This is a genomic window from Haloarcula sp. CBA1129 (assembly GCF_008729015.1).
Taxonomy (GTDB): domain Archaea; phylum Halobacteriota; class Halobacteria; order Halobacteriales; family Haloarculaceae; genus Haloarcula.
On the sequence record NZ_RKSM01000001.1, the window covers coordinates 463,370 to 484,993 of the forward strand.

General features: G+C 61.6%; 20 protein-coding genes. 11 read left to right on the plus strand and 9 right to left on the minus strand.

Annotated elements, in window-relative coordinates:
* Positions 1–117: 117 nt before the first annotated feature.
* A complete protein-coding gene (locus Har1129_RS02305; protein ID WP_151099184.1) occupies positions 118–1,215 on the plus strand; it encodes a hypothetical protein in 1,098 nt (365 codons plus the stop codon).
* 39 nt (positions 1,216–1,254) lie between these two features.
* Positions 1,255–2,151 carry a hypothetical protein gene (locus tag Har1129_RS02310; RefSeq protein WP_151099185.1) on the plus strand — a complete coding sequence of 299 codons (897 nt, stop codon included), beginning with the start codon at positions 1,255–1,257 and terminating at the stop codon, positions 2,149–2,151.
* Positions 2,152–2,163: 12 nt separating this feature from the next.
* On the opposite strand, the gene Har1129_RS02315 is transcribed toward Har1129_RS02310, so the two are convergent.
* From Har1129_RS02315 to Har1129_RS02345, 7 genes are all read right to left on the minus strand, one after another.
* Positions 2,164–3,108 carry an ABC transporter permease gene (locus tag Har1129_RS02315; RefSeq protein ID WP_151099186.1) on the minus strand — a complete coding sequence of 315 codons (945 nt, stop codon included), beginning with the start codon at positions 3,106–3,108 and terminating at the stop codon, positions 2,164–2,166.
* Positions 3,105–4,106 (minus strand): ABC transporter ATP-binding protein, encoded by a 1,002-nt coding sequence (locus Har1129_RS02320; RefSeq protein ID WP_151099187.1) that lies wholly within the window; start codon positions 4,104–4,106, stop codon positions 3,105–3,107. The genes Har1129_RS02315 and Har1129_RS02320 overlap by 4 nt, the downstream gene beginning before the upstream one ends.
* Positions 4,093–5,478, minus strand: coding sequence for a nitrous oxide reductase family maturation protein NosD (nosD, locus tag Har1129_RS02325; protein WP_151099188.1), 1,386 nt, complete (start codon positions 5,476–5,478; stop codon positions 4,093–4,095). Before nosD ends, Har1129_RS02320 begins: the two co-directional genes overlap by 14 nt.
* Complete coding sequence (locus Har1129_RS02330; RefSeq protein ID WP_151099189.1) at positions 5,475–6,263, minus strand: hypothetical protein; 789 nt, start codon at positions 6,261–6,263, stop codon at positions 5,475–5,477. The genes nosD and Har1129_RS02330 overlap by 4 nt, the downstream gene beginning before the upstream one ends.
* Positions 6,264–6,293: 30 nt before the next feature.
* Complete coding sequence (gene nosZ / locus Har1129_RS02335) at positions 6,294–8,273, minus strand: TAT-dependent nitrous-oxide reductase (protein WP_151099190.1); 1,980 nt, start codon at positions 8,271–8,273, stop codon at positions 6,294–6,296.
* Between the two features lies 1 nt (position 8,274).
* On the minus strand, positions 8,275–8,787 hold the full coding sequence (locus Har1129_RS02340) for a plastocyanin/azurin family copper-binding protein (protein WP_151099191.1): 513 nt from the start codon (positions 8,785–8,787) through the stop codon (positions 8,275–8,277).
* A gap of 246 nt (positions 8,788–9,033) precedes the next feature.
* Positions 9,034–9,759 carry a hypothetical protein gene (locus Har1129_RS02345; RefSeq protein ID WP_151099192.1) on the minus strand — a complete coding sequence of 242 codons (726 nt, stop codon included), beginning with the start codon at positions 9,757–9,759 and terminating at the stop codon, positions 9,034–9,036.
* Positions 9,760–10,289: 530 nt separating this feature from the next.
* Between Har1129_RS02345 and Har1129_RS02350 the strand changes: the two genes are divergently transcribed.
* The 9 genes from Har1129_RS02350 (at position 10,290) to Har1129_RS02390 (ending at position 19,508) form a co-directional block, all read left to right on the plus strand.
* Positions 10,290–11,096: an IclR family transcriptional regulator gene (locus Har1129_RS02350; protein ID WP_151099193.1), complete on the plus strand. Its 807-nt coding sequence runs from the start codon at positions 10,290–10,292 to the stop codon at positions 11,094–11,096.
* Between the two features lie 733 nt (positions 11,097–11,829).
* Complete coding sequence (gdhB, locus tag Har1129_RS02355; RefSeq protein ID WP_151099194.1) at positions 11,830–13,113, plus strand: glutamate dehydrogenase GdhB; 1,284 nt, start codon at positions 11,830–11,832, stop codon at positions 13,111–13,113.
* A 6-nt stretch (positions 13,114–13,119) separates the two neighbouring features.
* Entirely contained in the window at positions 13,120–14,067 is a 948-nt protein-coding gene (rocF, locus tag Har1129_RS02360; protein WP_191906146.1) for an arginase, read from the plus strand.
* Between the two features lie 94 nt (positions 14,068–14,161).
* Complete coding sequence (locus Har1129_RS02365) at positions 14,162–15,484, plus strand: aspartate aminotransferase family protein (protein WP_151099195.1); 1,323 nt, start codon at positions 14,162–14,164, stop codon at positions 15,482–15,484.
* A gap of 59 nt (positions 15,485–15,543) precedes the next feature.
* On the plus strand, positions 15,544–16,332 hold the full coding sequence (locus tag Har1129_RS02370) for a transporter substrate-binding domain-containing protein (RefSeq protein WP_151099196.1): 789 nt from the start codon (positions 15,544–15,546) through the stop codon (positions 16,330–16,332).
* A gap of 4 nt (positions 16,333–16,336) precedes the next feature.
* Positions 16,337–17,017, plus strand: coding sequence for an amino acid ABC transporter permease (locus tag Har1129_RS02375; protein ID WP_151099197.1), 681 nt, complete (start codon positions 16,337–16,339; stop codon positions 17,015–17,017).
* On the plus strand, positions 17,014–17,766 hold the full coding sequence (locus tag Har1129_RS02380) for an amino acid ABC transporter ATP-binding protein (RefSeq protein WP_151099198.1): 753 nt from the start codon (positions 17,014–17,016) through the stop codon (positions 17,764–17,766). The genes Har1129_RS02375 and Har1129_RS02380 overlap by 4 nt, the downstream gene beginning before the upstream one ends.
* A complete protein-coding gene (locus Har1129_RS02385) occupies positions 17,763–18,749 on the plus strand; it encodes an amino acid ABC transporter permease (RefSeq protein WP_151099199.1) in 987 nt (328 codons plus the stop codon). Before Har1129_RS02380 ends, Har1129_RS02385 begins: the two co-directional genes overlap by 4 nt.
* Before the next feature lie 42 nt (positions 18,750–18,791).
* Positions 18,792–19,508: a helix-turn-helix domain-containing protein gene (locus tag Har1129_RS02390; protein WP_151099200.1), complete on the plus strand. Its 717-nt coding sequence runs from the start codon at positions 18,792–18,794 to the stop codon at positions 19,506–19,508.
* A 346-nt stretch (positions 19,509–19,854) separates the two neighbouring features.
* Here Har1129_RS02390 and Har1129_RS02395 read toward each other — a convergent pair whose 3' ends face one another.
* Together Har1129_RS02395 and Har1129_RS02400 are read right to left on the minus strand one after the other, a co-directional pair.
* A complete protein-coding gene (locus Har1129_RS02395; RefSeq protein WP_151099201.1) occupies positions 19,855–20,892 on the minus strand; it encodes a tyrosine-type recombinase/integrase in 1,038 nt (345 codons plus the stop codon).
* Positions 20,889–21,302, minus strand: a complete 414-nt coding sequence (locus Har1129_RS02400) for a DUF5805 domain-containing protein (RefSeq protein ID WP_151099202.1) — start codon at positions 21,300–21,302, stop codon at positions 20,889–20,891. Before Har1129_RS02400 ends, Har1129_RS02395 begins: the two co-directional genes overlap by 4 nt.
* Between the last annotated feature and the right edge of the window lie 322 nt (positions 21,303–21,624).

A 21,624-nucleotide genomic window follows, 5' to 3' on the forward strand; every position in this document is an offset into this window, starting at 1 on the left:
CTGTTCTTGTTACTGAAGTTACCTACCTATATTATATTAACCTCTACAGTGTAGAAAAAAGGCGTAAATGTTGGTCAGGTACGTACCTTTAATACTATTGCTGAGACCATACAGACCATGAGCAATTCGCAAGCCTACGACGAAGTCACTGTCGCCGCAGATGGCGTGACAGTGACCAAGCGGTTCGAGGCGGACGAGTTCCCTGTCCCCGCGATAGCGTTCAATCTCACTTCGCGACGGTCCGTTCCGGTGACAGTCAGACTAGTCGACACCGTTCCGGGAGACGTCGCAGTCGAGGATCTGGGCTTCCACCCCGAGTACGGCAGTGAGTACTGGGACATCAACGAAAACCGGATCGCCTTCGAGAAAGAACTCGAACCTGAGGCCGACTACACGACCGTCTACGGTATCCGTGCGACGGGAACCGACGATGTCGAGAAGTTCCTGACAGAACCCGAAATCGAGAGTGTGGACCCGCCTCTGGACGAAGACGAGGAAGACCTCGTCGGTGGGGGCGACGAGGCTGTTCGAGACGTCATTGCCGGCGACGCCGACAGCGTTCCCGGCCTCGAAGAGGATGACGACGAGGATATCGAGACGCTGGACCTCTCGGACCCGAACAACCCGGACTCAGGCGTCGAAGCCCCGGAGGAGAGCAACGCCGCACCGGCAGATTCCGAGGTGCAATCCGGCGCGGTCGTCGCGACGATGGCACAGGAAATCCGCGATCAGAACGTCTCGCCCGAAGACGTGAAGCTCCTCAAGCGTGCGCTTGACGCCGTCTCCGAGGACGATAGCGACGCCGGCGGCGTCAACGACGCCCGGATCCAACGTATCCAGAGCGACGTCGCGGATCTCCGTGCGTACACCGATGCGCTCGAAGAATTCCTCGAAGAGAACGGGACCGGCGAGGACATGATTGAGGAGTTCGGCGAGCGGCTCGACTCCTTCGAAACGGCTCTAGAGAACTTCCAAGACGAGGTCCAGTCGGCGACGGAGACAGCCACGTCTGCCTCCGAGCAGGTCGACGACCTCTCCGAGGAAGTCGAGAGCGTCGAAGGGCAGCTTGACGACCTCGAAGACGACATCAAAACCGTCCGCGAGGAGATCGACGATGGCGAACTCGCTGACCGGATCGACGAAACCGAATCGGAGATCGAGGAGCTCAAAGAGTGGCGCGAACAGCTCTCGTCGGTCATTGGCGGCGGCGACTAACCGAACTCGTTTTACCGATCCCCCGTCTGTGCCTGCATAATGACGACGACGAGAGTGGCCGTTCCGCGCAAGGGCCGGCCCCTCGAAGCAGTGCTGGAGCGACTCGCCGGACGCACGGAGACGACCGACTTGGCCGACGACATCATCTCGACGCTCCGCTACGAGAAGGCCGTCACCAAGGGGAGTCAGGACGCGGTCGCCGATGTGTACCATCGCATCAGCGACTACTCCTCACTCGATGAGCCGCACAAGCCGGAGTACACGCTGTTACGGGACGACCGCGACGGGATGCCCCGACGGATTGTCTTCGACAGCGTCACCGTTCCGACCGAACACGGTGATGTCCAGCTAGTCGGCCGCGAGGAGCCGTTCCGGGCGCTCCGAACTCACGAATTCGCACTCGGGTTCGACAGCGCTGACCTCGTTCTCGAAGAGGTCGTCCAGCTTCGGGACGAACCACTGACCGCCATTCACGAGATCAACGACCGCATCGACCCGCTGGATACGGACGTACGGGTCGTGACCGGGCTGGGCGATACGGTGTACCACACGCTGCTGGCGACGCCGGAGGTCATGGACTCACAGGACGGGCCACTCGACCGGGGTTTCGTCACCAACTACGAGGGCGAGCTCTGTATCTCACCGCGCTACGAACGGCTTGTCGAAGCGGTGCTCGGAACGAGCGCGCTCGATGGGATTTCATTCACATATCCCACAGAGGGTGGCGAAGAGGAGGAAGACATCGCTGCGACCGGCTTGGGCGTCTACCTCACTGTCACGGGCTCGACCGCACGCGACCACGGCCTCGAACTCGGCGAGCGGCTGTTCCCGAGCGAGACTGTGCTTCTCGAAAACGCCCACGAGCGCACAGAGACCACGAAGCGGGTCGCCAGTCTGTTCGAGGAGCCCGAAGAAACGGCACTGCAGTCGGTCTGAAACGCGTTCTTTTCAGAGGCGTCGCCGCTGGATGAGTTTCGTCGCGATGCCGACAGGCACGACGACCCACGCCGCGAGCGCCGCAGCGACCATCGGCGCGGTCAGGCCGGCCTGTGCTAGCACGCTGCCGAAGCCACCGGCGACCACGTCCACCTGCGACAGCGCGAGCACGCGGAAGCAGTCGACGGGATTGAGCAGTATCGCCGCAGCGATAGCGCCGGATCCGAGGTCGAACCCCGCGACGGCCCCCAGCGCGACTAGGTCGTGCAACAGCGCGACCCACAGCCAGATAGCCAGCGCGGCACCGAGTGCATGCGTTTTCGTCCGTGCGACCGTCGAGACCAGCACCGCCACGCCGAGCATCGCACAGGCGGTCAGCACCGCGGCGAGGGCGACGGCCGCGTACGGGCCGACGCTGGCGAGACCGATGTGGCGAACGGTCAACAGCGCGCCGGGGACGAAACCGAGCAACATCGCGCCGGACAGCACCGCCGCCCGGCCGATGGCAGTTCCCACGACGACGCGTCCTTTCGTGACCGGCAGGGCGAGCAGGAGTTCGAGCGAACCGCGCTCGTCGGCCCCGACGATGGCGTCGTAGCCGACCGCCAGCGCCGTCAGCGGCACGAGGTAGACACCGAGCTCCGCGATGGTCGCGATCACCGCGTCGAAGCGGCCCGGGCCGACCGAACTCGCACCGAACTGGACCACCGCGGCAGTAAAGAGGCCGAACAGCAGCGCCACGCCGAGCGCCCATCGGCTTCGGACCGCGAGCCGGTACTCCCGGCGAGCGATAGTGAGCAGGCTGCTGTCGGCCAGCCGGGCGAGTGCGGAGTCGTCGGTCGCGGTTGTAGTCGCGTTCTCCTCGGTTCCGCCGTCGTGCAACCGGGTGGCCGGAGCGTCGACCGCGACGACGCCGCCGTCGGGGGCCGGGTCCGTTGAGGATTCCCCGTCGCTCATGCCGGCTCACCTCCCGAGTCCTCGGTCGCTGCCTCCGCAGGCGTTTTGCTGTCTGGGCTGGGGCGTTCGTCGCCGTCGTCCGTCCCGACTGCCTCGTAGAATGCAGCCTCAAGACCGGGTTCGCGGACCTCGAATCGGTCGATGTCGTAGGCCTCACCGACGGCGGTGAGCAGGTCGTAGGCGTCGGCTAGCGCGGTGGTTACGGTCAGGTCGACGCCCGCACGGGCGACACTCGCCGCGGCCCCGTGTTCACGAAGTATCTTTGTTGCGTCCCTCACCGCCGACTCGGATGCCAGCGACAGCGACACCGTCACCTCGTCGGCGGCGGCACGGCGAAGCTCCTCCACTGGCCCCACAGTCGCCACCTGTCCGTCAGCGATGATGACTGCCTCCGAGCAGAGCCGCTGAATCTCCCCGAGTGCGTGCGAGGAGAAGACGATAGTCACGTCGGTCTCGGCCGCCAGTGCCTCCACAACCTCGTGGAATGCCCGGATGCCGTCGGGGTCGAGCCCGGCGGTCGGTTCGTCGAGTATCAGCACGGCCGGCTCGCCGACGAGTGCCGTGCCGAGTCCGAGCCGGCGGTTCATCCCGTTGGAGTAGCCGCCGACCCGGCGGTCTGCGGCGTCCGAGAGCCCGACAGTGTGCAGGATGCGCTCGATGTGGTGGTCCCGATTCTCGCGGGGCACCGAGCGCATCCGGGCGTGGAACCGGAGCACCTCGCGGCCGGTCAGACTCGGCGGGAAGCCGGCATGCTCGGGGAGATAGCGCACCCGTTCGCGAACGGTGGTCCCGTCCGTCGGGTCCGCGCCAGCGACGGAGACGCTGCCGTCGTCGGGTCGGTTCAATCCGGCGAGCAGCTTGAACAGCGTCGTTTTGCCGGCCCCGTTCGTGCCGAACACGCCGAGGGTTGCCCCTTGCTCGACAGACAGACTCAGTCCGTCAAGCGCCTGCACGTCGCCGTAGGCTTTCGATACGTCGTCGACCTCAATCACGTTCATAGTAGCTCCTCCAGTTCTCGTGGGGTGGTTCAGTGAGCGGACGGGCATCGACCACGCCGGGCGACTGGACGACCGGAACGGACGACTCGGCCAGCCGAACGGCGTCGAAGGCCGGACTGCTGGCGAACACTCGCGCGGCGGGCTTTTCCGCGGTCACCTGCTGGACGGTCCCGGCCGGCTGGTAGCGGGTGTCGCCGACGCCGTCGTCGTCGATATCGGTCGGGTTCGCCCGGGACCAGTAGTTCCCGACGCTTTCGTTCCAGTGGACCTGATCGCTCATGACCGCGAGTACCGGCCTGTCGTTGCGGATGAAACTGTTCTTCGTCACGGTCCCGTCGGTGCTGCCGGCGGCAATGTGGACGCCCACGTCGTTGCCGACGACGAGGTTACCGACGATGCGGTTGCTGACGGAGTTGTAGACGAACAGCCCGTTCTCGTTGCCGACGAGGTGATTGTCCCTGATATCCGTGTCGTCGATGCTCTTGACGAGGATGCCGTGGCCGGACTGGCCGCTGTTGTTCACCGCGACGTTGCCCTCGATGACGAGGTGCTTCGACACCATCAGCGCGTATCCGACGTCGTTGTCGAAGGCGGTGTTGTCCCGCAGGTGCGAGTCGTCGGAGTACATGTAGTGGACTCCATAGCGGAGCTCCCACATCGTGTTGGCACTGGCGTTGACGTCCTTGGCCCAGTTGAAGTAGAGTCCGTCACGGACCGTGGTGATCTCGTTGTTGCGGATGACGCTATCCTCGGTCTTCCAGATCTGGATGCCGTTGCCCCGCTTGGTCAACTGCGTTATCTCCTCGCGGCCGACGATGGTGTTGTTGCGGATGTCGGCATTGTCGACGCCGTCGAGCCAGATGCCGAACGTCATGTCGGTCACGCGGCTGTCGCGGACAGTGGCCCCGCTCGCGTTGACGAATACCGCGGCGTCATTCGTCGCAGTGCTGTAGCCGCTGTTGCGGACCCAGAGGCCCGAGACGGTGACGCCCTGTGCTTCGATGGCGAGCACGTCGCCCTCGCCGTCGCCATGCAGCAGGGTCGACCCGGGGCCGTTCCCGGCCAGCGTGATGTTCGGCGTCGTGACGACGACAGTCTCGTTGAAACGGCCATCGAGCGTGACGGTGTCGCCGGGGTCGGCGGTATCGACCGCCGCCTGCGCGCTATCGTAGGTCTCGCCGTCGACCGTCGCGGTGCCGTCGGCCGACGGGGCGCTGAACGAGTCAGTGTCGGGCACGTCGGGGTCGAAGGCGAGGTCGTCGCTACCGGACGGGCCAGCGCTTGCCATCCCGACAGCGGCGACCGACAGCACGAGTAGAACCGCGGTGCCGGCGGCGAACACGCGCTCGAAATCGTGGGACAGTAGACTCATGAGTGGTCGGTTTCGGTCGCGGTAGTCGTTGGGCGGTGCGGGGCGTCGTCCTCATCGTCGGTCTCGTCATTGCGGCCGAGGCGGTCCCGAACGGTGTCTGGAAGGCCGCGCATCCCGTTCCAAACTCTGGCAGGGAGTTCGCCGAACGTCACGGACTGGTCGCGGTAGTAGTACGACACCGCGAGCAGTCCGACAGCCGTGGCGGCCATGTACGCGCCGAGGCCGAACCGTGAAACGCTGGTGATGTTGGCGACCTGATACTGGCCCCACAGCGGCGGCGTGAAGCCGTCGACGCCCATCACCGGCGCACCCGGATCGAGCGTGTGTCCGGCCTGCCAGAGCCGGAACTGGATGTCGACCAGCATCACGGTGAACACCAGTACTGTACCGCCGAACTGGTATCGCAGACCTCGCGTGAGCTTCTCGGCGGTCGGCGCGACAGCGACGAACACCGACAGCAGCGACACGGCGACGAACGCAAACGGCCCCAGCGACCACTCGGGGACGTCGATAGCCCGGTCGTTCACCGGGAAGTTCGGCTCTAACAGCACCGGGTCCGGGAAGTAAAAGCCGATGTAGTGGTTCAGCCGCGCCATCTCGGTGAAGTCGCCGGTCAGCCGCGGGTAGGCGTACAGGTTGACGTGCAGCGTCGTACTGGGGTACTGCACGGCGTCAACGCTGATGTGCCACATCGGGAACGCGAGCGCCGCGACGAACAGCAGCGCCGCTACCGCGGGGAGACCCCGTCGTATCTCACGGAAGTCGTCGAGGGTGGGTCGTTGCATGGCTGGACACCTCCGAAGTGGTTCGTGGCGCTACTCCTCCGCCGGTTCGACGATCATCCGGCTGCGCATCTCAAGGTGCAGGGCGCTACAGAAGTACGTACAGTAGATCCAGTACACGCCGGGGTCATCAGCCGTGAACGTGACCTCGCGGGTGTCCTGTGGGGCCACGGCGTAGTTGATGTCGTGCTCGGGGATGGCGACGCCGTGGATGATGTCCTGAACGCCCTCGATGTTGGTCGTCGACAGTTTCACCTCGTCGCCCGCCTGAACCGTGAAGTCCGGCAGGCCGAACTCCGAGCGCTTGGTCGTCATCTTGACGTGGACGCTGTTCTCGCCCGTTCGCTCGACGCCGGAGTCCGCCTCCGTGATGTACGTTTCTTCGTAGTCGTTCTTGTCGTACACCTTCTTTGCGTCTATCTTGTCCTTGTGGGCGAAGACGCAGTCGTGTGGCTCGGGATAGGCCGGGTGGTCCGCGACCAGTTCCATCTCTTTCTCGCCCTGCCCGATGTGGATGAGCTGATCGTTGTCGGGCATGATGGGGCCGACTGGGAGGAACCGGTCTTTCGAGAGTTTATTGAGGCTGACGAGCCACTCGCCGTCGGGATCGGTCGTCATCGCCTCCAGCGCCTGAATGTGGCCCGGGTTGTAGTGGACATCCTGCTTCTCCATGATGGGGTCCTCGGACCCCTCGTCTGCTTCGACAGCCGCTTGGATGTCCCACTTGGCGACCTGTGAGTCAATGAACAACGACGTGTAAGCGTGTCCGTTCCCGTCGAAGGTGGTGTGTAGCGGACCGAGTCCGACACGGGGTCGTCCAGCGACGACCTCCTCGGGGTCGGCGGAATCAGCCAGTGCGTTCAGGTCGAGCATCGTCACTGTCGGGGAGAGTTTCCCCGCGATGAAGGCGTAGTCGCCGTTCGGCCCGACCTCGACGCAGTGTGGACTCTTCGGCGTCGGGATGTATTTCACGATAGGCCGGTCGCCCTGATTGAGCGAACTGCTCTGGGTGCCGTCGACGACGGGGATGCCGTTGACCTCCTCGTAGTTACCGTTCTCGACGGCCTGCTCGATGGCCGGAATGTCGAAGGCCTTGACGTTGTCTCGGTCGTCCTTCGTCATTCCCTGAATATCGGTGGCCTCCTCGCTGTTGTACGCTGAGGAGATGGCCCACCGACCCTCTTTGCCGGTGTCGACGATGTCGAGGTTGCCATCGACCTTGACTTGCCATTGGGTCTCCATCGACTCAGGGTCGACGGCGACGAACAACGACGTGTAGTTGTCCGGGTTCTTCGCGTCGGTGCCATCGTTGGGGAGCGGCGCGCGGAACTCGCCGTTGCCCAGCACGTACTTCGTATCCGGCGAGAGGATAGTACAGCCGTGGATGGCCTGCATGTTCGGCACGTCCGTGATGGCATCCGTCTCGAAGTACGTGAGGTTCACGCGGGCGATGCGGCCGTTGGCCTTGTCGTTGACGTACAGGTACTCGCCGTCGTAGTCGCCGTCCGTCTCCGAGAGGCTCGGGTGGTGGTTGTCACCCCAGCTGTAGCCGCCGCCCTCCTCCAGCATCTCTTTCGTGCCGTCGGTGTAGCCGTAGCCGGAGGCGCAGTCGGTGTTGAACACCGGGATGCGTGTCAGCTCGCGCATCGACGGGATACCGATGACTCGAAGCTCCCCCGAGTGGCCGCCCGACCAGAAGCCGTAGTACTCGTCGTGTTCGCCCGGTTCGACGGCGTGGCTCGCGCCACTGCCCGAAGGCGTCGACTGATTGGCCGCGCCGCCATCGCCGCCGGTCAGCGCCGAACAGCCGGCGACGGACCCCATCGCACCGGCGGCCACGCCGGCCTTCATGAAGTCCCGGCGGCCAAGCGAAAGGCCGGGTAGTCCCAGCGAGAGGTCGTCTTCTTCAGCCGTTTCGTCCGGGGACTCGACCTCTGCCAGCACTGAGTCGAGCGTTTCTTCGTACTCATCGAGAACTTCGTTCGGGTCGCGTGGGGTTTCGTTCTTGCTCATATCAGACCACCTTGATTGTGCCGACCATCCCGTTCATCTCGTGGGGGATGCAGTAGTACTCGTACGTCCCCGTCGTCTCAAGCGTGACCTCGTAGCTCTCGCCTTTCGGGACGTTGCCTTCCTGACCGTTACTGTAGCCGTCTTTTGCAGCCTGCTGGGAGTCGAACCCGCCAGAGGCGAAGTAATCCGCGCCATCGGGAATCTTGTCCTCGTAGGCCGTCACCGTGTGGCCGATGCTGCCGACGTTCTCGAACGTGACCGTCGTCCCCGCTTCGACCTGAATTTTCTTCGGCTCGTATGCCAGTTCGTCCGTCATCTCGACGGTGCTTGTCTCGGTCCACTCGGACCCGCTCCCGCCGTCGCTGGACTCGGTGTCGCCGCCATCTGACCCGCCACCGCCGCTATCCGACTCGGCGTCACCGCTACTGTCGGACCCGCCGCCCGATGAACAGCCAGCTAGCGCGACTCCAGCCGCGACGCCCAGACCGCGTACGAATGTTCTACGCGTTTCCATGGTAGCTCACGGATGCAACTCGAAGACCAACCTGTATATATAGGGAACCGGACTCTCAGCTCGCAGGAAGTGGGGCGAATATGTTCGCCGATAAATAGTGAATGGTGTCTGCTCGCGAACGTCGCCGCAGAATACAACGACTGTGCAATCGCCGCCACACTCCCTGAGTTGGGTGGTGGGTGGCGGCGTTAAGCGTACCGCGCTTCGGTAACGCCTATGACGGTCTGCTACAGGGGTCGCTTTCGTTCAACTGTCCACAGATTCCTGTAACCGCGCAAGACTGGTCAACACGGGGTACGTCCAGAGTTGCTCTTCGTACATATACGTGCAGAACTCGTGTGTCTCGAACCGGTGAACGCTAGAGTGGAGTTGGTCCTGCCGCTCCTGTAGAAGCGCAGTAACGTCGTTCTGGAACGTCTCGCGATACCACTCGGGCACGACTGTGCTGTCGAGCGTCTCGATAATCTCCTGTAGACTGCCACGGTACCCCTGCATCGACTCCCGTTCGATTTTGACGGCACGGTCCAGCGAGGTCCGTTCATCGATGGCCTTCTCAGTCGCGGCCACCAGCGAGCGTTTGAGCGGCGGCGAAAACCCGACGTTCGTCTCAGGATGGAACAGCGCGGCGTAGTCCGACCCGAACTCGATGGCGACGTTCTCAACCAGCGATTCGTCGTACACTGACTCGTAGTGGTCGACAGCCAGCACTGTGTCGGCGTAGGCGTCCCGCAACGTTTCGACGTGGTCGGACGCGGACTGTCGACTTCGCGCACCGACGGGGGAGGAGGGCTGTTTGGCGGGGTCGACGGCACGCAGACGCTGTAGAAAGTCTTCGAGACCGTCTTGCTCGGCCGCGAGCTCTGTATGTTCCATGTCAAGCACAGTGAGGGCCGTCTCTATCGGCTCGAGAATGTGGTCTCGCCATGTGTGCAGGAACCACTGCGTGCCGTCCTGCGCAGGCGTCGTTGACATGCTAGTGTCTCGTTCAGTAACAACAATAAGTGTTTTAGTTACCGGTCAACACCCCCGTGTTCTGGACGGCTATTTATATAGTCCCTCCGCGGTAGTCGCGTTATATCCGGGGTGCGTCGTGTGGTTTCGATCTATCGGCTGCGTTCAGTTCTCATACCATAGCATCTGATTGTGTGTCCCAAGCTTATCTGTTAGGCTCATTCAGATATGTGTACTATTTAGCGTTGTCTCGGGGAGAAAATCAGAATATTAGACTGGATATACAAGGCTTGGACTTGAATATAGAAATTCTACCTGAGATTAACTATTATATGTATGTACTAGTGGAATCTATCTGTAAACTTTGGCAGAGTATACTTTTAGTACCAGAATAGGGACTTCGACCCGCTCTGGCTTCCAGTACTTCGGTAAACAAGTCGCCGGATGATCGTACTGTGTTAGGTATCACTCCCTGTCGCTCGGTAGCGCCCGAGCGGTCCTTATCGGCTACATCCGGGTTTTTAAATAATGACGGGAACTCTACTCGGGTAATGACCGACGACGCCGACACACAAAACACGGGCCGCCGGATACAGTCCGTGGAGAACGCCTGCGAGATCATCGAAGCTGTCCAAGAGTCAAACAGCGCGACGTTGCAGGAGTTGAATGGGCGGATCGAGCTCTCACAGGGAACGCTTCACACGTACCTTGCGACACTGACTGACTGTGGCTTCCTCACGAAGGACAACGACACATACCAACTCGGCTTTCGGTTCGTCACGATGGGCGAACACGTCCGCAACGAGACGGAACTCTACACCGCTGGCCAAGAGGAAGTGGACAAACTGGCGGACCGGTCCGGCGAGTACGTCCATCTGGTCGTCGAAAACGATGGGCGCGAAGTCGCCATCTACGAGCGGCGAGGCGAACACGCCGTCGGGATGGACTATCACCTCCAGTTGCGGGAGGCACCACAACACCTCCACGACAGCGCTTCGGGCAAGGCAATCCTCTCGCGTCTCCCGGACGAGCGTGTCGAGAAAATAATCGACCGGGAGGGTCTCTCACGACAGACACAGCACACGATTACGGACCGAGAGACGCTCTGCGACGAGCTAGAGACCATCCAGGAGCGGGGGTACGCGACGAACGACGAGGAAGAGATCCGCGGCCTCCGGGCAGTCGGTGCGCCAATTCTGGACAACGACGGGACCGTTGTCGGCGCGGTCAGTGTGACTGCACCGACCAGTCGCCTGAAAGGGAGTCGCTTCGACACCGAAATCCCCGAGATGGTCATGGAGGCAGCGAATCTCATCGAAGTCAATCTCGAAATGACTTCGTTCGACCGGAGCACCTAACAGCAGGGCCTTCCACCCGTTGCTCTGTGTCGGCGACGAACACTACCCGACGGCGTCGTCCAGCCGCCAACATTTGGATAGCTCAAATAACGGGTACGCTACTGTGACCGTGGTGCGGAGCGACTCTCCCGCTACATGAGCCACAATAACAGTCGTACCATCGTTAGTAAGGGACTGTAGATAGCGTATCAGGCCCGATAGTACGTCTGCAGGCTGTTTCCAGTAGGTACTGTGTGACTAATACCTGCCGCTGCTGGGATGTCCCGGGACGGTGCTCCGCTACGACAGCGCCGAGTCTATTTTTGAATTGGTCAAAGCGCTTGCTGGCTCGCCCTTCGGTACCATGACCGCGGCAAAGCGCGAATACGGGAACCTCTGTGCTATCAGGCGCGGCTTTCTTCGACGAGTGCCGCCTCTTTTCTATTGAGTATATCAAGCCAACCTTGTGCGATATCCCGCACATACACCGCTAATTTGGCCTATTATAGCTTATAGGCCCTCAACACAGGCATTCAATAATTTTTGCTATATTCAAACGGATTGCCCCACGGACAGTCCCAAATATTTATTAACAATACCGGTATTGATGCCGATACACTGTCTCACTCCAGCCGTCGGATGCTGACAGTCAGTACGGACACAGCGTGCTGAACCACTCAGCGTATTCGCCCCATTGGTCCCGAAGCGAGTGGGCGTACGCACCAGAACCAACAGCCGAATCCACCAACCAATCATGAGCACACAGAAGGAGCCATCAGAGCAAGCGCCAGACGAGGACGAATCGCCAATCGCGACTGCCCGCCGCCAGTTGGAGCAGGCGGCCGAACACCTCGACCTCTCCGAGGGGCTGCTTGAGCAACTCCGCCATCCATCGAAAACCGTCGAGGTGTCTGTCCCGATCCGCCGAACCGACGGAAGCGTCGAGGTGTTCAGCGGTTATCGCGTCCAGCACTTCGAGGTCAGAGGACCGTATAAAGGAGGGATGCGCTATCATCCAAGCGTCTCCGCCGAGGAGTGTACGGCGCTGGCGATGTTGATGACGTGGAAGTGTGCGGTGATGGATCTCCCCTTCGGCGGCGCGAAGGGCGGCATTGTCGTCGATCCGTCGACGCTCAATCAACAGGAGACCGAGCAACTCACCCGTCGGTTCGCCGAGGAGCTACGCGAAGTCGTCGGACCGACAAAAGACATCCCCGCACCCGATATGGGGACCGACGAGCAGACGGTCGCTTGGTTCATGGACGCGTATTCGATGCAGGAGGGCGAGACGGTCCCCGGAATTGTGACCGGCAAACCGACAGCAGTCGGCGGGACACACGGCCGCGAAGAGGCACCCGGCCGGAGCGTCGCTATCGTTGCCCGCGAAGCGCTCGACTACTACGACGGGAGCATCGAGGGGGCCACTGTGGCCGTACAGGGCTTTGGCGCTGTGGGCGCAAACGCCGCACGCCTCCTCGACTCTTGGGGCGCTTCTGTGGTCGCTGTCAGCGACGTCGACGGCGGCATTTACGACGAATCCGGACTCGATATCGAATCGATTTCGGCCGACGGCGACGACCACGGTCAGTTAGGAGATGTCGACGCACCACGTCAGCTATCCAACGCCGAACTGCTGGAACTCGACGTCGATGTCCTCATTCCCGCAGCGGTCGGGAATGTCCTGACCAAGGAGAACGCTGCGGACGTACAGGCAAGCATCATTGTCGAAGGGGCAAACGGCCCCACAACAACAGCAGCCGATACGGTGTTCAAAGAGCGAAACATCCCCGTCATTCCGGACATCCTCGCCAACGCCGGCGGCGTCACCGCGAGCTACTTCGAGTGGCTCCAGCACATCAACCGCCGGAGCTGGTCCCGCGAGGAGGTCAACGACGAACTGGAAGCCGAGATGCTCGACGCTTGGGACGCGCTTCGGACCGAAGTCGAGGACCGCGATGTCACGTGGCGAACAGCTGCCTACATCGTCGCGCTCTCGCGAATCGGTGACGCTATGAACGCCCGCGGGCTATGGCCGTAGTAACGAATGTCGCTCCAGTCTACACACTCGCAAGACCACAGTCGTCCCGTGCCACCCGTTGCGGTGCTCGGTGTCCCGTTCGCTCTCGGTGCCGACCGACGCGGCGTCGACATGGGGCCGTCGGCGATTCGCTACGGTGGCCTCAGCGCCGCGCTTGATACGGCCGGTGTCGACTACACTGACGCTGGGGACCTGTCACTGCCGACGCTACGCTCTCAGCCGGCGACCCCCGACGACGGTGCGAAGTACCTCGACGCTATCGCGGAAATGACCGACACCCTTGCCGACCGGGTGGCAACCGAAATAGCCGACGGAAGCGTGCCGCTGGTGTTAGGTGGCGACCACTCTATCGCGATGGGAACTATGCGCGGTGCGGCCCAGACGGCCGAACTCGGCGTCGTCTGGTTCGACGCACACGGCGATTACAACACCCCGACGACTTCGCCCAGCGGCAACGTCCACGGCATGCCGCTCGCGGCCGCCCACGGCTACGGTGACTTCACCGAGAAGCCGTGGGCCACCGCCCCGAACGTCTCCGAGGAGAACACCGTCATCGTCGGAGCGCGGAGCCTCGACGCCGACGAGCGAGCGGTCCTTCGGGACAGCGAAATCTCCGTCTTTACGATGGCAGACATCGATAAACGGGGCATCGGACCCGTCACTGACGAGGCGCTCGACATCGCGACTGATGGCGTCGATGACATCCACGTCAGCCTCGATCTCGACTGGCTCGACCCGGACGACGCCCCGGGAGTCGGGACACCGGTCCCGGGCGGCGTCACGTACCGGGAGGCACATACGGCGATGGAACGGGTCGCCGACCGCAACGCTGCCGAATCGGTGCTGCGCTCGCTCGATGTCGTCGAAGTCAATCCTATCCTCGACAAGCGCAATACAACGGGCGAACGGGCGGCCGAACTCGCCGCCAGCGCGTTCGGCAAACGGATCCTGTAGCCCGGGTTCGAACCACGGCACGTCCTCAGTTGTGTGGCCGCCACGCGGTGCCGGAACACAGTGATTTATTACCAATGATTCCGATTGTGATAACATGGACCGCGATACTGCAGAGCCGCGTGTCGATAGCCTTCCCGGCCCACAGAGCAGCGAGTGGGTCGAGTACCACCACGAGACTGCCGCGCCAAGTACGTACGTGTACGATTTCGTCTGGGACATCACTGAAGACGCAATCGGTCCGTTCTGTACAGACGCGGACGGCAACGTCCTACTCGATTTCACCTGCCACGTCGCCGCGTCACCGCTTGGCTACAACAACCCGAAAGTGCTCGACCGCGCCGACGAGTTCGACATGGTCGACCCGCTGAAAATCGCCGGCCAAGATTTCTATATCAGCACCGGCGGTTCGCCCGATGAAACGTCGCTGCCGGGGCCCGCCCACCTGATGGATCGACTGACCGACATTACCAGCCATTACGACTTCGACACCGTCTTCCTCTCGAACTCCGGGGCCGAGGCCGTCGAGAACGCGATGAAGGTCTGTTACGACAACTGCGAGACGCCGAAATACGGCATTACTTTCGACGGCGCGTTCCACGGACGGACCCTCGGGGCGCTTTCACTGAACCGTTCGAAGTCCGTCTATCGCCGGAAGTTCCCCGAGCTCAGCGGGATTCACGATGTGGAGTACTCCGAGGCCGGCGTCGAACGCCTCCGTTCGAAACTCGACGCAGACACCGGCCACATCCCGCCCGAGGAAGTCGCGTTCCTCATCTTGGAGCCGATACAGGGCGAAGGCGGCTATCGCGTCCCGAACCCCGAGTTCCTCTCGGCCGTCGACGACCTCTGCCGGGAACACGATATCCCGATCATCGCCGACGAAATTCAGTCGGGAGTCGGCCGCACGGGTGAGATGTGGGCCGTCGACCACTACGACATCGAACCGGATGTCATCACGAGCGCGAAAGCGCTTCGGGTCGGCGCGACCGTCTCTCGGTCGGACATCTTCCCGTCTGAAACGTCGCGGCTCTCCTCGACGTGGGGGGCCGGCGACATCCTCGGCTCGATGCGCGGAGCCCTGACACTCGCCGCCATCGAGGATCACGACCTGCTTGACAACGCCGCCGAGAAGGGGACGTACTTCATGGACCGCCTCCGAGATATCTCGGCGGACCGTCAGCTGGTCGAGGACGTTCGTGGTCTCGGTCTGATGACTGCTCTGGAGTTCGATACGGCTGACCGCCGTGACGCTGTGATGGAAACCGCACTCCAGCATGGCCTCCTCACGCTGGGCTGTGGCCAGAAGTCGCTCCGACTCCTCCCGCCGCTTGATGTCACCGAACGCGAGCTGGAACTCTGTCTCGACATCCTCGATTCGGTGTTTACCGAGGTTGCAGGCGCTGTCGCGTCCGCCTGACCCTCGCTGCTTCTGCGGTAACCGAAATGTTAAAATATGACTGATTCGACTGTGGGACTATGCCACGAGAGGCACGCGTAGACAGACGGAGGTATCTGCAGGCAATCGGTGGCACTGTCGCGACACTGTCAGTGGCCGGCTGCCAGTCAGGGAGCGGGGACTCACAGACGCTCACCGCTGCAACCGCGCCGGGCTTTCCGCCGTTTGAGATGAAACAGGACGGCGAACTCGTCGGCTTCGACGTCGAACTGCTGGAAGCCGTTATCACGGCGACGGAGTACGAACTGGGCGGCTGGGAGGAACTGGAGTTCAAGTCGCTCATTCCGGCGCTGAACAACGGGAACGTCGATGTCGTCGCTGCGGGCATGACCATCAACGACGAACGCGACGAAGCGATCGACTTCTCCGACCCGTACTACAGTTCGAATCAGGCCATCGTCGTCCGGGAAAGCGGGTCGTTCTCACCGTCGTCGCTAGACGACCTCTCCGGATCGGCAGTCGGTGCACAGAAGGGAACGACTGGTGAATCCGTCATCAAGGACCAGCTCATCGAAGCGGGGACGATTCAAGAGTCGCAGTACAACGCGTACGGTAACTACGTGCTTGCTGTCGAAGATTTGCTGAACGAAAACGTCGACGTCATCATCATCGACGTCCCCGTCGCGAACTCCTTCGTGGCAGATCGACCCATCGAGTCTGCGTTCGTCCACGAAACCGGCGAGCAGTTCGGGTTCGGCATTCAGTCCGGCAGCGACGAACTCGCGGGCGCGCTCAACAGTGGGTTGACCGCAGTTGAGGACGATGGGACGTACAAGGACCTGACCAAGAAGTGGTTCGGACAGAAGTGAGGCCATGGCAGCAACCCTACTTCAGACCGCTGACTGGCTGTTCGTCGTCGACAATCTGGGCCTGTTGCTCGGCGGGACAGCTGTCACCATCGGGCTCACTGTAGCCAGCATTCTTCTGGGATTCGTTGTCGGGTTCCCAGCGGGTGCAATAGAGGTGTACGGCTCGGACAGGGCCCGTCGACTGGTCGAACAGGTCGGGGTCGTCCTTCGCGGTACCCCGCTGTTGGTCATCATTATGATCCTGTACTTCGGCCTGTCCGTTTCCAGTAGCGCGTTCGTCACGGCGACCATCGCGCTCGGTCTCCGGAGCGCCGCCTATCAGTCACAGATATTCCGCGGTGCGCTCCAGAGCGTTGATGACGGACAACTGGAAGCGGCACGTGCCGTCGCGATGTCCCGTTTTGAAGCGATTCGGCACGTCGTCGTCCCACAGGCGCTCCGCCGGAGCGTTCCGGGATTCCAGAACGAGTTTACCATCGTCCTCAAGGACACGAGCATCGCTATCGTCATCGGTATCGGCGAACTGCTGACGACGGGCCAGAACCTCTACGAGGGCGGGCGGTCGACCGCGGCACTCGAGATATTCCTCGTCGTCAGCCTCGTTTACTTCGTGCTGACGTTTGCGACGAATCGATCACTCGACAGACTCAGCGACTACTACGCGGTACCGGAGGGAACGACATGACACAGCCATTACTCTCAATTGACGACCTGCACAAGTCCTACGGGAGCGAAGAGGTACTGGAAGGCGTGGGCCTCGAGATGGAGCAGGGCGACGTGACCGTCCTCATCGGCCCCAGCGGCTCAGGTAAGTCCACGCTGCTCCGATGTGTGAACCGACTGACGGAGATCAACAGCGGCCGGATCGCCCTCGATGGGCAAGACGTGACTGGATCTGACACCGATGTCAACGAGCTGCGAAAGCAGGTCGGCATGGTGTTTCAGGATTTCAACCTCTTTGCGCACCTGACGGCGCTCGAAAACGTCACGCTCGGCCCGAAAAAAGTACTCGGCATGGACGCTGCTGACGCCGAGGCAGCTGGACGGGACTACCTCGAACAGGTCGGATTACTGGAGCAAGCGGATTCCTATCCCGCTGAACTTTCCGGCGGGCAGAAACAGCGCGTCGGCATCGCGCGCGCACTCGCAATGGATCCAGAGCTGTTGCTGTTCGACGAGCCGACCAGTGCGCTTGATCCGGAACTCGTCGGCGAGGTCGTCGACGTGATGCGTGACCTCGCCGCCGAGGGCATCACGATGCTCGTGGTCAGTCACGAGATGGATTTCGCCCGGTCGGCGGCGTCGGACATCGTGTTCCTCGACGACGGTGACATCGTCGAACACGGTCCGCCGAAGCAATTGTTCCAGAACCCGACTGCGGACCGAACCGAACAGTTCCTGAGCAGACTGCACGCACACGAGGAGACGCCATGAGCACGGCTGAATCTACGACGTCACCGAACCCGGGGCTCCGCGACCGCGTCGGAACGGTCTTTACTGTTCGCCCGCTTACCGTGGGCCTGATGTTGTTCTGGGTCTGGGTTCTCGCTCGCTGGACCACCGATTTCGTCCTCGCAGGGACACTTGGCGTTGCCCGTGGCACACCGTTTATTCCGGCAGCCCCGATTCTGACAACAGCGGATACCGCCGCCTCGCTCGCCGCATCACTCGGTGTCGCCGGCGCGCCGCTGGTGTGGCTCGCTGACACGCTCCGGTTCGCCGCCGACGCGACGGCGTACCTGCCGGCGCTGGCACACGGTATCTGGACGACGGTTCTACTGACCGTTTTCAGTGTCTGTCTCGGGTTCACGCTGGCGCTCCCGCTCAGCGTCGTCCGCGTGTACGGGGGGCGGTGGGCCCGCTGGCTTGCCCTGTCGTACACGGAACTCATCCGCGGAACGCCGCTGCTCGCCCAGTTGTTCGTGCTTTACTTCGCGACGTCACTGACGCAGGTTCTCAGAGGCGTTCCGGGAATCGGTGTCGGGTTCGTCCCGGCACAGGCGTTCTGGGTGGCCGTCATCAGTTTCACACTGAACAGCGCTGCCTACCAGTCCGAATACTTGCGTGCGTCACTGGAGTCAGTTGACGGCGGGCAGCTGACCGCCGCACGCGCCATCGGGCTCTCGAAGCTCGAAGGGATACGGTACGTCGTCGTTCCACAGGGCCTCCGGCTTGCACTTCCCAGTTGGACGAACGAACTCGTGTACCTCATCAAGTACTCCTCGCTGGCGAGCTTCATCACTGTGCAGGAACTGTACGGCAGGACGAGTACCATCGCTAACGAAACGTACCAGTACACGGAACTCTTCGTACTGGTGGCGATACTGTACCTTGCTCTGGTTGTCTCGGCATCAGCATTGATGGACCGCGTCGAATCGCACACTGCAACCGCAGGTGTCGGACACACCAGACAATGACCACTCTCTTAGGGTCACCAATCAAATATTTCAGCACATTCCATGAGTCAAACCGATAGCGCCGGAGCACGGCTAACACTCGACCTGTGGCACCCGAACTGCTGGGCTATCGAAGCGACCGACCGCACCGATGGCGGCATTCTGGCACACACGGTGCAACAGACCGTACAGTCGCCGACAGCATCGGTCAACGGCGTTTTTACAGCGTATGGACCGACAAAGTCGGCTGTCGAGGACTGCCTCGACGCAGTCCGTGCGTCATCCCACGCCGGAGAGATACAGGAACTTCAGGCACGTATCGGACACAAGCGTGAGGCGCCGGGAACCGTCGTCAGACAGTTCCTGCTAGAGTACGACCCGGACGAGCTGGTCTGCCCGACGCTCCTCCAACACGGGTTCGTCCACAGTGCGCCCGTTCGTATCGAAGACGGTCGCGAACGGTGGCAGGTGAGCTTCACCAGAGAGCGCCCCGAAATCCAGTCCGCACTCGATGCCGTCGAGGCTGACGCCGACGCTGACGTATCGGTCGAATCCATCGTCACACCGGTCAGCGATTCCGAACGGTCGGTGGGTGGGCTGCGAACCGACTCACTGACGCCGGCCCAGCGACAAGCCTTCGAAGCGGCCCGCGAGGCAGGCTACTACCAGTGGCCGCGCGGAATCTCGGTTCGCGAGCTAGCCGACCAGATGGACATCTCGAAGACCACGTTGCTCGAACATCTCCGAACGGCTGAGTCGAAACTTCTGGATCCCGAGTAGCCCTATCAGTGGCCCTTCTCCCGGGTACGGTCTACACTGTGACGCGTGTTAGCTTGGTGTCCGTAGTCTCTGGTGGCACATTCTTTTCAGCCCCCGATGGTGCACTGACGGAGCACCTTCGGCAAGCAGGTGACAGAGAACTGGTCAGTCGTGTACCACTGGACCGTCCTGTAGGGCCAGCCCGAGCATAGGCCCCTACTGCCCCCTATGTGGCCACCGCGATTGTCCATTGAGAGAGTACAACTGATAAGCAGAACGCGGCCAGTTTTGTATAGCGGTATATGATTCACAGGTTCCGCAGCGACCATCTTGCATGCGGACCGAGAACCAAACAATAATACAGATATTACAGTAGCGAGTAGATTTCGGCCTCGTACACATCCCTGACTCGAGTCCCCCATTCGTGGGTGTACGTATCGATGACGTCCTGTGCTACGTCACCTCTGAGGTACTTGACGACGCCGCGCTCACCGGTCCGGTCCCGGAGATGTGTCGTAAAGAAGTGCCGGAAGTAATGCGGCGTAACGTTCTCTTCGGCTCCCCCACCGTCCGTGTACCAGCCGAACTCGCGGGCGTGGGATTCGACGATGTGGTGGACCATGTTCGGTGTGAGACGCTCTCCCCAGCTGTCACTCGTCGACACAAACAGCGGCGCTGCCGGGGACTGCGTATCCGGTCGAATCGCGAGCCAGCGCCGCAATACGGATGCTAGCTCGGTGTCGACTGGGATCGTCGTCTCCCGTTTGCGCTTATTCGACGCTGTCCGTTCTTCCCCATTACTGGCCTCGCCGCGAGTCGGTCCCGTCGCGACGAACAGCGAGTCTGGACGCCCGTCAAGCCCCGCTCGGACCGGGATATCCGGTCTAGGCCCGGGGGTTTCGAGGTTGAGATCCCGGATATCGAGGTTGCACAGTTCACCGGCTCGCATTCCGGTCTTCAGCAACGTCACTACGATAGCCCGTTCTAGCGGATGTGACACGCTGTCGACGAACGTACGCATCGACTGGAGGTCTATTTCGCGACGGGTTGGGTCGGTGTTGATGGACTCGTCCATCTCTTCCATGACAAGTGTCATCGGGTTCGATTCGAAGACCCCTACCTGTGTCATGTACGCGAAAAAACGGTGCAGATAGGAGGCGTACGTTGCGACGGTACTTTCTTCGACGGTGCCACGGAGACTGTGCACGTATGCCATGCAGTCGCGGTGGGACGCCTCTTGGACGGGGAGCGACTGGTGTCCCTCCGCCAGATAGGATTCGAAGTCCCGAAGGACGCGTTCATAGAATGCGCGAGTCCGGTCGCTCTTTCCGTGATATGTGATGTCATCGAGGAAATATCCGATCGGATCCGATTCGGCGTCCGACGTAGCTGTATCCGTGCTCATTCGTCGCGAACGTACCCCCCATGTCGCCCGCTGTACTGCACTTCGTTGTTAGATTGCAGTTCCTGTAGCGCATCTTCGAGGCGCTCCTCGATATCGTCAGTCAGTTCGGCAAGCAGGTCGTCCCACTCGTAGTAGTCACCATCCTCAAGGATTTCCTGCACCCTGTCTTTCAACCCGTCACCCCCGGGGGTAGCGTCCGAAGAACGGTGTTCCACACTATTGCTCTCACCGGCATCCGATTCGGCTGTTTCGGCCGCTGCTGGCTCGAAGCCGCTTCGGCCCGCCTGTACCATTGCCCGGACAAACTCGCTCTGGCTCATATCCAGTTCCTCGGCGTGGGCCTGCCACTGTTCTTTCTGGTAGGCCGGAATGTACGTCCGAACCGTCGTTCGCTCACTGTCACTGGACACATTTCACTCTCGGACGCCGGGGACTTCAATGTAGTCCCATACTCAGGGATAAACACACTTATTTGGGTGTGTGACACCCTATTTCGCCCCAGTATGCCGCTATTATGGCAACCAAACAACATTATTGCGACAGATGGGACTACAGCCACAAATATAAACACGGGGCCAAATTCACCAACTCTATCTGATTTGCCCGCCGTCCAACCGAATCCATGTGCAGTAGTACAGCCCGATGCGTGGTAGTCTGCATCCATACTGAGACCAAGCGAACAACCACGGTGGGTGAGTCTGAGACTATTCAGAGCCAGTTGGTCACTCGTCA

Bases quoted from the DNA above. Each gene is read 5' to 3' on its own strand.
- Har1129_RS02305 (WP_151099184.1), top strand. From the start codon at position 118: ATGAGCAATTCGCAAGCCTACGACGAAGTCACTGTCGCCGCAGATGGC.
- Har1129_RS02310 (WP_151099185.1), top strand. From the start codon at position 1,255: ATGACGACGACGAGAGTGGCCGTTCCGCGCAAGGGCCGGCCCCTCGAA.
- Har1129_RS02315 (WP_151099186.1), bottom strand. From the start codon at position 3,108: ATGAGCGACGGGGAATCCTCAACGGACCCGGCCCCCGACGGCGGCGTC.
- Har1129_RS02320 (WP_151099187.1), bottom strand. From the start codon at position 4,106: ATGAACGTGATTGAGGTCGACGACGTATCGAAAGCCTACGGCGACGTG.
- nosD (WP_151099188.1), bottom strand. From the start codon at position 5,478: ATGAGTCTACTGTCCCACGATTTCGAGCGCGTGTTCGCCGCCGGCACC.
- Har1129_RS02330 (WP_151099189.1), bottom strand. From the start codon at position 6,263: ATGCAACGACCCACCCTCGACGACTTCCGTGAGATACGACGGGGTCTC.
- nosZ (WP_151099190.1), bottom strand. From the start codon at position 8,273: ATGAGCAAGAACGAAACCCCACGCGACCCGAACGAAGTTCTCGATGAG.
- Har1129_RS02340 (WP_151099191.1), bottom strand. From the start codon at position 8,787: ATGGAAACGCGTAGAACATTCGTACGCGGTCTGGGCGTCGCGGCTGGA.
- Har1129_RS02345 (WP_151099192.1), bottom strand. From the start codon at position 9,759: ATGTCAACGACGCCTGCGCAGGACGGCACGCAGTGGTTCCTGCACACA.
- Har1129_RS02350 (WP_151099193.1), top strand. From the start codon at position 10,290: ATGACCGACGACGCCGACACACAAAACACGGGCCGCCGGATACAGTCC.
- gdhB (WP_151099194.1), top strand. From the start codon at position 11,830: ATGAGCACACAGAAGGAGCCATCAGAGCAAGCGCCAGACGAGGACGAA.
- rocF (WP_191906146.1), top strand. From the start codon at position 13,120: ATGTCGCTCCAGTCTACACACTCGCAAGACCACAGTCGTCCCGTGCCA.
- Har1129_RS02365 (WP_151099195.1), top strand. From the start codon at position 14,162: ATGGACCGCGATACTGCAGAGCCGCGTGTCGATAGCCTTCCCGGCCCA.
- Har1129_RS02370 (WP_151099196.1), top strand. From the start codon at position 15,544: ATGCCACGAGAGGCACGCGTAGACAGACGGAGGTATCTGCAGGCAATC.
- Har1129_RS02375 (WP_151099197.1), top strand. From the start codon at position 16,337: ATGGCAGCAACCCTACTTCAGACCGCTGACTGGCTGTTCGTCGTCGAC.
- Har1129_RS02380 (WP_151099198.1), top strand. From the start codon at position 17,014: ATGACACAGCCATTACTCTCAATTGACGACCTGCACAAGTCCTACGGG.
- Har1129_RS02385 (WP_151099199.1), top strand. From the start codon at position 17,763: ATGAGCACGGCTGAATCTACGACGTCACCGAACCCGGGGCTCCGCGAC.
- Har1129_RS02390 (WP_151099200.1), top strand. From the start codon at position 18,792: ATGAGTCAAACCGATAGCGCCGGAGCACGGCTAACACTCGACCTGTGG.
- Har1129_RS02395 (WP_151099201.1), bottom strand. From the start codon at position 20,892: ATGAGCACGGATACAGCTACGTCGGACGCCGAATCGGATCCGATCGGA.